8 protein-coding genes and 1 other annotated feature are annotated in these 8,869 nt (G+C 51.6%); of the genes, 4 read left to right on the forward strand and 4 right to left on the reverse strand.

All coding sequences use genetic code 11. The annotated features are described in order from the left end of the window. The first annotated feature begins 5 nt into the window (after positions 1 to 5). The gene (gene tyrA, locus LBW88_RS18090; RefSeq protein WP_058962335.1) at positions 6 to 1,127 is read left to right on the forward strand and encodes a bifunctional chorismate mutase/prephenate dehydrogenase; all 1,122 of its coding nucleotides are present in this window, start codon (positions 6 to 8) and stop codon (positions 1,125 to 1,127) included. A 33-nt stretch (positions 1,128 to 1,160) separates the two neighbouring features. Here the strand turns inward: tyrA and pheA are convergent, their stop codons facing one another. From pheA to bamD, 4 genes are all read right to left on the reverse strand, one after another. Next, entirely contained in the window at positions 1,161 to 2,324 is a 1,164-nt protein-coding gene (pheA, locus tag LBW88_RS18095; RefSeq protein WP_224933363.1) for a bifunctional chorismate mutase/prephenate dehydratase, read from the reverse strand. A 22-nt stretch (positions 2,325 to 2,346) separates the two neighbouring features. After that, positions 2,347 to 2,471, reverse strand: a sequence feature (Phe leader region). Further along, complete coding sequence (gene pheL / locus LBW88_RS18100) at positions 2,423 to 2,470, reverse strand: pheA operon leader peptide PheL (protein WP_100703679.1); 48 nt, start codon at positions 2,468 to 2,470, stop codon at positions 2,423 to 2,425. It overlaps the preceding feature by 48 nt. A 97-nt stretch (positions 2,472 to 2,568) precedes the next feature. Continuing rightward, positions 2,569 to 2,895, reverse strand: a complete 327-nt coding sequence (gene raiA / locus LBW88_RS18105) for a ribosome-associated translation inhibitor RaiA (RefSeq protein WP_034822244.1) — start codon at positions 2,893 to 2,895, stop codon at positions 2,569 to 2,571. Positions 2,896 to 3,161: 266 nt separating this feature from the next. Further along, positions 3,162 to 3,902, reverse strand: a complete 741-nt coding sequence (bamD, locus tag LBW88_RS18110; RefSeq protein ID WP_100703654.1) for an outer membrane protein assembly factor BamD — start codon at positions 3,900 to 3,902, stop codon at positions 3,162 to 3,164. Between the two features lie 130 nt (positions 3,903 to 4,032). Between bamD and rluD the strand changes: the two genes are divergently transcribed. The 3 genes from rluD (at position 4,033) to clpB (ending at position 8,433) form a co-directional block, all read left to right on the forward strand. Continuing rightward, on the forward strand, positions 4,033 to 5,013 hold the full coding sequence (gene rluD / locus LBW88_RS18115) for a 23S rRNA pseudouridine(1911/1915/1917) synthase RluD (RefSeq protein WP_224933362.1): 981 nt from the start codon (positions 4,033 to 4,035) through the stop codon (positions 5,011 to 5,013). Next, positions 5,010 to 5,735 (forward strand): purine nucleoside phosphorylase YfiH, encoded by a 726-nt coding sequence (gene yfiH / locus LBW88_RS18120; RefSeq protein WP_224933361.1) that lies wholly within the window; start codon positions 5,010 to 5,012, stop codon positions 5,733 to 5,735. The genes rluD and yfiH overlap by 4 nt, the downstream gene beginning before the upstream one ends. Positions 5,736 to 5,859: 124 nt before the next feature. Beyond that, positions 5,860 to 8,433: an ATP-dependent chaperone ClpB gene (gene clpB / locus LBW88_RS18125; RefSeq protein WP_224933360.1), complete on the forward strand. Its 2,574-nt coding sequence runs from the start codon at positions 5,860 to 5,862 to the stop codon at positions 8,431 to 8,433. The last annotated feature ends 436 nt before the right edge of the window (positions 8,434 to 8,869 follow it).

The raw sequence follows: 8,869 nt of genomic DNA on the forward strand, positions 1-8,869 counted from the left end.
GAGTCATGGTGGCTGAACTGACCGCGCTACGCGATCAAATTGATGAAGTCGATAAAGCCCTGCTTGGGCTATTAGCTAAACGTCTTGAGCTGGTAGCCGAAGTAGGTGAAGTCAAAAGCCGTTATGGTTTGCCGATTTATGTACCAGAACGTGAAGCCAGCATGTTGGCTTCACGCCGTCAGGAAGCCGAGGCGCTCGGCGTTTCGCCGGACCTGATTGAAGATGTCTTACGTCGTCTGATGCGTGAGTCTTATGCGCATGAAAACGACAAAGGCTTCAAAACACTCTGCCCAACACTGCGTCCGGTGGTGATTGTCGGTGGGCGTGGCCAAATGGGTCGTTTGTTCGAAAAAATGCTCAACCTGTCAGGTTACCAGGTACGCATTCTGGATAAGGGCGATTGGGATCGTTCTGAAGAACTGCTCAAAGATGCGGGCATGGTGATCATCAGTGTGCCTATTCATCTGACGGAGCAGATCATCGCTGAACTGCCAACGCTGCCGGAAGATTGTATCCTGGTTGATTTAGCATCGGTGAAGAACCGTCCACTACAGGCGATGCTGGCGGCGCATACTGGCCCGGTGCTGGGCTTGCATCCGATGTTTGGCCCGGATAGCGGCAGTCTGGCGAAGCAGGTAGTGGTGTGGTGTGATGGCCGTCAGCCGGAAGCTTACCAGTGGTTCCTGGAGCAGATTCAGGTTTGGGGCGCGCGCTTGCACCGCATCAGTGCCGTCGAGCATGACCAAAACATGGCATTTATTCAGGCGCTGCGGCACTTTGCTACCTTTGCTTATGGTCTGCATTTGGCAGAAGAGAACGTCAATCTGGATCAGCTGCTGGCGCTGTCCTCGCCGATTTATCGTCTGGAACTGGCGATGGTTGGCCGACTGTTTGCTCAGGATCCGCAGCTTTACGCCGACATCATCATGTCTTCGGAGAGCAATCTGGCGCTGATTAAGCGTTATTACCAGCGCTTTGGTGATGCGATTAAATTGCTGGAGCAGGGTGATAAACAGGCATTCATCAAGAGTTTTGAAGGTGTCGCGCATTGGTTTGGTGATTATGCTCAACGCTTCCTGGTGGAAAGCCGAAGCATGTTGCGTTCGGCGAACGACAGCCGGCAATAGAAGAGAAGGCATCCGCAAGGATGCCTTTTTTACTTACAGTCGCGGTTCAACCGGAACAACATTTTCACCCGGATAGCAGCCGAGCACTTTCAGAGAAAGCGTCAAATCTCGCAGCTCTTTCAACGCCAACTGCATGTTCTCTGATTGCAGATTGCCCTGCACGTCGATGTAAAACATCTCTTCCCATGGATTACCGTTGATTGGGCGGTTTTCCAGTTTGCTCATAATCAGATTGTGATTACGCAGAACCAGCAGAGCCTCAACCAGCGCACCGGCCTGCTGACCAGTAGCCATAATCAATGTAGTTTTGGCTGGCACCTGGCCAGAAACCTCAATCGGCTTACGCGCCAGCACAATGAAACGCGTGTGGTTCTGTTGCTGGTTGGCTAGATTCCGTTCCAACACCTGCAGACCATACAACTCTCCGCCTGCCTCGCTGCCTAATGCCGCCACTTTTGGTGAATTCATCGCCGCGACCTTTTCCATTGCGGCAGCGGTGCTCTCGGTATATTCGATTTTCCACTGCGGGAACCGATTGATGAACTGGCTGCACTGCTGGAATGGCTGAGGATGGCTATAAACCGTCTCAATTTGTTGTAAGTCGGTATTGCCGTTAACCAACACACAGTGCTCAATAGGGATGGTCAGCTCGCCGACGATCGAGAGCGTCGTTTGCTGCAGCAGGTCATAGACGTCGTTAATTGAGCCGGAGCTGGTGTTCTCGATCGGCATCACGGCGTAATCCGCCTGGCCACTCTCCACCTGATGAATAATGTCATGGAATTTCAGACAGCCCATCTCAACCATGGAATCAAAATGACGTGTGGCGTATTTACGTGCCGCGAGGTGAGAGTAAGACCCCTTAGGACCCAGAAACGCGATGCGCGGCGCGTGCGCGTGTGGATGGTTTAAGTTTTTCTGCAGCAGCGCTTGCTGAGTCAACACTGAATCTTCAATCACCAGTTGGAACAGGCGGGTAATGTAGTGTGCATCAAGTTGATGCTTCTTACCGAGTGAGATCAGATTTTCCAGCAGTGCGCGTTCACGCTCAACATCGCGAATTGGGCGATGGGTCGCGAGCTTTGCTTGCGCCACTTCAACCGCCAGCGATCGGCGTTCAGATAGCAGCGTTAACAGCTTTTCATCAACGGCGCTGATCTTATCGCGTAACGCCAGCAGCGGATTTTCGGGGTTCATAGGGCTCACCTGTAAAATGTCCAATAAAAAAGCCTCCCGTTTGGGAGGCTTTGTTGTTCGTCTTCGCATTCATTTTCACATGACGAATCGCCTCCCAATCAGGGGAAGGTAAAAAAGAATGCGAAGAAGAACGGTAGATGTTTCATGTGTGTTATCCAGCGATAAAGTGGATTGAGAGTAACCGCAGTGATTTAAAGCTGTCAATAAAAAACGCGCCCGCAGGCGCGTTACTGGAAAAAGGTGTTTATCCCGCAGGAGTGAAATCTTTCATACTGCTGGTTGCGCGGCGCGCTTCAGGTTTGTGCTGCGCCTTATTAAGTTGTCGCTCCAGCTTGGCAATCAGATCGTTGATAGCCGTGTACATATCTTCGTGTTTCGCGCTGGCGACCAGCGTGCCGTTCGGTGTGTTAATGGTGGCATCAGCCACGAATTCTTTCGGCTCTTTCGATAACACGATGTGCGGATTTATCAGGTGAGTTTGCCACTTTTCCAGCTTGGCGAGACGGTCTTCGACATGGTTGCGGATGGCCGCAGTGATTTCCATTTGTTTGCTGGTAATGTTCAGAATCATAGTTAAACCTCTCTGTCATTTCCGTCTGGGTAGGACCAGCATACCGCGTAAATCAGGAAAAAGTGTGATCTAGATCACATTGAAATGTCACTTTTTGTCAATGCCAATGAATTGTGAGAAAGGCTCATAAAATCGAGGAAAATGCTTGAAGGGCAGGGATGAAAAGAGCAAGATTGATGAGTTAACCGCAGCGAATAATCAGCAATCTGGCTGAATTTTCGGCAAAAAAAGCAGCCATTAAGGCTGCTTTTTTATTGGTAGTAAAATCAGGACTGATTATTTGTCGCGATGATCTTCGCTACCTTGTCCGCTTCTGCGGTTAACTGCAGCTGGCGGTAAGCATTTTCCATCAGCGGCAGTGCTTTGTGCGTCGCTTCGGTATCTGGGAAATCTTTCATCATCCCTTCAACACGGTTAACAACGGCGACATAGGCCCCACGCTTGGTATAGAATTGCGCCACCGAGAGTTCATACTTCGCCAGACGCTCTTTCAGGTAGGCTAAACGCTTCTGCGCATCATCAGCATATTGGCTGTTTGGATAACCGCGCAGCAGCTGTGAGAAGTCACGGAAAGCATCACGAGCGTGCGTCGGATCACGATCAGAACGATCGATACCGAAGAAGCCCTGCAGTGCAGAATCATCCAGCGCCATATCCGTCAGACCTTTCATATAAATGACGTAGTCGATGTTCGGATGGGTTGGATTGAGACGCATAAAGCGTGCAATAGCGGCTTGCGCCAGTGGCAGATCGGCATTTTTGTAATACGCGTAGATCAAATCCAGCTGCACTTGCTGCGAGTAAGGGCCAAATGGATAGCGGTTATCCAGTGCTTCCAGTTGCTTAATCGCCGCTTTAAAGTTACCGTCCTGCAGCTTTTGCTGGGCTGTAGCATAAATTTCAGACGGCGGGCTGTCCGGGACGGGATCCGATGAGCCGGAACAGCCCACCAGAGCCAGGCTCAGGCTCAATGTGGCAGCAGCCACCAGATGTTTCATACGCGTCATGACGAAATGATTATCCTCAAAGTGTTGTAGCGGAAGCTGTCCGTATAGCTCCCGGTTATGACCTGGTACGATAGCACATTATATTAAACGGCATCGCCGTGAAAACCCAACGTTAACGAAGAAGCTGTATATGGCACAACAAGTTCAACTCACCGCAACGGTGTCCGAAGCACAGCTTGGACAACGCTTAGATCAGACTTTGGCGGAATTGTTCCCTGATTATTCACGTTCCCGCATAAAAGAATGGATTCTCGAGCGTCGCGTCAGCGTCAACGGCACCATCATCGATAAACCGAAAGAGAAAGTTTTCGGCGGTGAGCAGGTGTCTATCGATGCTGAAATCGAAGAAGCGCAGCGCTGGGAAGCGCAAAACATTCCACTGAACATCGTCTATGAAGATGACGATATCCTGGTGATCAACAAGCCGCGTGGCCTTGTGGTGCATCCCGGAGCCGGTAATCCTGATGGCACTGTATTAAATGCGCTGCTTTATCATTATCCACCGATTGCCGATGTACCGCGTGCCGGAATCGTCCATCGCCTCGATAAAGACACGACCGGGTTAATGGTGGTGGCGAAGACTGTCCCTGCTCAGACGCATCTGGTTGAAACGCTGCAGTTGCGTGAAATCACCCGTGAATATGAAGCGGTTGCGATCGGCACCATGACGGCGGGCGGCACGGTTAACGAACCGATGGCGCGTCACTCCACCAAGCGTACGCATATGGCGGTACACCCTATGGGTAAACCTGCTACGACGCATTACCGCATCATGGAGCATTTCCGTGCTCATACGCGTCTGCGACTGCGTCTGGAAACCGGCCGTACTCACCAGATTCGTGTGCACATGGCGCATATCAATCATCCTCTGGTAGGTGATCCGCTGTACGGTGGCCGTCCGCGCCCGCCTAAAGGTGCATCGGATGCGTTCATCACCGCGCTGCGTGGTTTTGATCGTCAGGCTCTGCATGCCACCATGCTGCGTCTCTACCATCCCATCACCGGGATTGAGATGGAATGGCATGCGCCATTGCCGCAAGACATGGTCGATCTGATTGATGCGCTGAAAGCCGATACCCATGAGTTCCGCGATCAGATGGATTGGCTATGAGTGAGTGGATCATTCCTGACTGGCCTGCACCGCAGCGCGTTCAGGCATGTTCCACCTTGCGTCATGGCGGTGTTAGCACTGCGCCCTGGGATTCGCTGAATCTTGGGGCACACGTTGGCGATGCTGAAACGCATGTCTTGCAAAATCGTCAGTATTTGAGGGATAAGTTGCTGCCCGCCGTGCCGCAGTGGCTGAATCAGGTACATGGACAGGATGTTGTCCGTTTACCTGCAGAAGATGCGATACCGAATGCCGATGCGGCCATCACTCGCGAAACCGACGTGGTTTGCGCTGTCATGACCGCGGATTGCTTGCCGGTGTTGTTCTGCAGTTATGATGGTAGTGAAGTGGCCGCTGCCCACGCCGGCTGGCGTGGTCTATGTAATGGCGTGCTTGAACAGACTTTGCAGCAGTTTCAATCTCCGGCCAGTGAGATCCACGTCTGGCTTGGACCCGCCATCGGCCCTGAGGCATTTGAAGTCGGTGCGGAGGTGCGTGAAGCCTTTATGGCGCACGATGCACAAGCCGATGCGGCTTTTCTTCCAGCAGGCGACAAATATTTTGCAAATATCTGGCAGTTAGCGCGTCAGCGCCTTCAGGCCGCCGGGGTGCATTCTATCAGTGGTTCACAGCGTTGCACCTTCACCGACGCCGATGATTTTTTCTCCTACCGACGCGATGGAATCACCGGGCGTATGGCAACTTTGATTTGGCTGAGATAACCTTACGCCGCAAGACGATCCAGTAGCGTATTTTTTGTTCGCAATACAGCTCATTAAACTTGAAAAATTTGAGGCATGACCTCATTTAATCTCCAGTAGCATTTTGACCTGTATTGGAGGAATCATGCGTCTGGATCGTCTTACTAATAAATTCCAGTTGGCCCTTGCCGATGCTCAGTCCCTTGCCCTGGGACATGACAATCAATTCATTGAACCCCTTCACTTGATGAGCGCGTTGCTCAATCAGGAAGGCGGATCGGTGCGTCCGTTGCTTAGCGCAGCCGGTGCCGATGTGGCTGGTCTGCGTACCAGCATCGAACAAGCTATCAACCGACTGCCGCAGGTGGAAGGTACCGATGGCGACGTACAGCCTTCAGCCGATCTCATTCGGGTACTGAACCTGTGCGACAAACTCGCGCAAAAGCGCGGTGACAACTTTATATCATCTGAATTATTTGTTCTGGCGGCCCTCGACTCTCGTGGTTCGCTGGCGGACATATTGAAGTCTGCTGGTGCAACCACCGAAAAACTCACTAAGGCCATCGAGCAATTACGGGGAGGAGAGAACGTGAACGATCAAGGGGCTGAAGATCAGCGCCAGGCTTTAAAAAAATACACCATCGATCTGACTGAGCGTGCCGAACTTGGCAAGTTAGACCCGGTGATTGGTCGTGATGAAGAAATTCGTCGCACCATTCAGGTGTTGCAGCGCCGTACCAAAAACAACCCGGTATTAATTGGGGAGCCCGGCGTGGGTAAAACCGCGATTGCCGAAGGGTTAGCGCAGCGCATTATCAACGGTGAAGTGCCAGAAGGCCTGAAAGGCCGCCGCGTGTTGGCCCTGGACATGGGTTCGCTGGTGGCGGGCGCTAAATATCGCGGTGAATTCGAAGAACGCCTGAAAGGTGTGCTGAGCGATCTGGCAAAACAGGAAGGCAACGTCATTCTGTTTATCGACGAGCTGCATACCATGGTCGGTGCGGGTAAAGCCGATGGCGCCATGGATGCCGGTAACATGCTGAAACCCGCATTAGCGCGCGGTGAGTTGCACTGCGTCGGTGCTACCACGCTGAATGAGTATCGCCAGTTCATCGAAAAAGATGCGGCGCTGGAGCGTCGTTTCCAGAAAGTCTTTGTGGCTGAGCCGAGTGTGGAAGACACTATTGCTATTCTGCGTGGCCTGAAAGAGCGCTATGAGTTGCACCACCATGTGCAAATTACGGATCCAGCGATTGTGGCTGCGGCAACGCTGTCGCATCGCTATATCTCCGATCGCCAGCTGCCAGATAAGGCCATTGACTTGATCGATGAAGCGGCATCGAGCATTCGTTTGCAGATGGACTCGAAACCGGAGTCGCTGGATCGTCTGGAACGCCGCATTATCCAGTTAAAGCTGGAACAGCAGGCACTGAAGAAAGAGTCGGATGATGCCAGCATCAAACGTCTGGAGATGCTGGAAACGGAACTCGATCAGAAAGAGCGTGAATATGCTGAGCTGGAAGAAGAGTGGAAAGCGGAAAAAGCCTCTTTAACTGGTACGCAAAATATTAAGGCGGAACTGGAGCAAGCTCGTCTGGCGATGGAACAGGCGCGACGCGTTGGCGACCTCGGTCAAATGTCTGAGTTGCAATACGGTAAAATTCCGGAGCTGGAAAAGCAGCTCACTATTGCGACGCAGTCCGAAGGTAAAACCATGAAGCTGTTACGTAACCGCGTAACAGATGTGGAAATTGCCGATGTGCTGGCACGCTGGACCGGTATTCCAGTGGCACGAATGATGGAAGGTGAACGCGATAAACTGCTGCGGATGGAACAAGACCTGCATGCGCGCGTGATTGGCCAGAACGAGGCGGTTGATGCGGTATCGAATGCGATTCGCCGTAGTCGTGCGGGTCTGTCCGATCCTAATCGTCCAATTGGCTCGTTCCTGTTCCTTGGACCTACCGGTGTCGGTAAAACCGAGCTGAGTAAAGCGCTGGCTAACTTCTTGTTCGACAGCGACGATGCCATGGTGCGTATTGATATGTCCGAGTTTATGGAAAAACACTCGGTATCGCGTTTAGTCGGTGCACCTCCGGGCTATGTGGGTTATGAAGAGGGCGGTTATCTGACAGAAGCAGTACGTCGTCGTCCTTATTCAGTGATTCTGCTGGATGAAGTAGAGAAGGCTCATCCCGATGTGTTCAACATCTTATTGCAGGTACTGGATGATGGGCGTTTAACCGATGGTCAGGGGCGTACGGTAGATTTCCGTAATACCGTGGTCATTATGACCTCTAACCTTGGATCGGATCTGATTCAGGAGCGCTTCGGTGCGTTGGACTATCCGGAAATGAAAGATATGGTGATGACGGTGGTGGGTTCGCATTTCCGCCCAGAGTTCATTAACCGTATTGATGAGGTTGTGGTGTTCCATCCGCTTGGCGAACAGCACATTGCTTCAATCGCGCAGATTCAGTTGCAGCGGTTGTACAACCGTCTGGATGAACGCGGCTACCAATTGCATATCACGGATGCAGCGCTGAAGCTGTTGGGTGAGAATGGATATGATCCGGTATACGGTGCACGTCCATTGAAACGCGCTATTCAGCAGCAAATTGAAAACCCGCTGGCGCAGAAGATTCTTTCTGGTGCTTTTGTTCCGGGGAAAACCATCGAAATGGATGTTAAAGACGACATCATTGTCGCGCATCAGTAATTCGAAATGATGAAAACGGGCCTTCGGGCCCGTTTTTTTACCTGTTTGATGCGAATTCGTTGTTAATTTCAGCGTATCGACCGAAAAGTGAGCGGTCGTGCAAAAACTTAAAATTAACGCTTGTCAGCTCATCAGAAATCCCTATACTGCGCCACCACTGAGACGGCAAAGCGGCAACGCAGACGGCTCAGCAGGGAGTGAAGTGATTCACCCCGCCGGAGAAAAACGCTGAAAAAAGTGTTTGACTCTGAAGGAGGAAAGCGTAATATACGCCACCTCGCAACAGCAGCCCAAGGCGCTGATTGCACCGCTCTTTAACAATTTATCAGACAATCTGTGTGGGCACTCGCAGGATTGATATCAACGTCTCCGGACGTAAAAAATATCAAGTCTCACGAGTGAACACATAATGAAATTCATTATGACGTTTTACAGA

It is taken from the genome of Pantoea sp. alder81 (genome assembly GCF_020179835.1).
Taxonomy (GTDB): Bacteria; Pseudomonadota; Gammaproteobacteria; order Enterobacterales; family Enterobacteriaceae; genus Pantoea.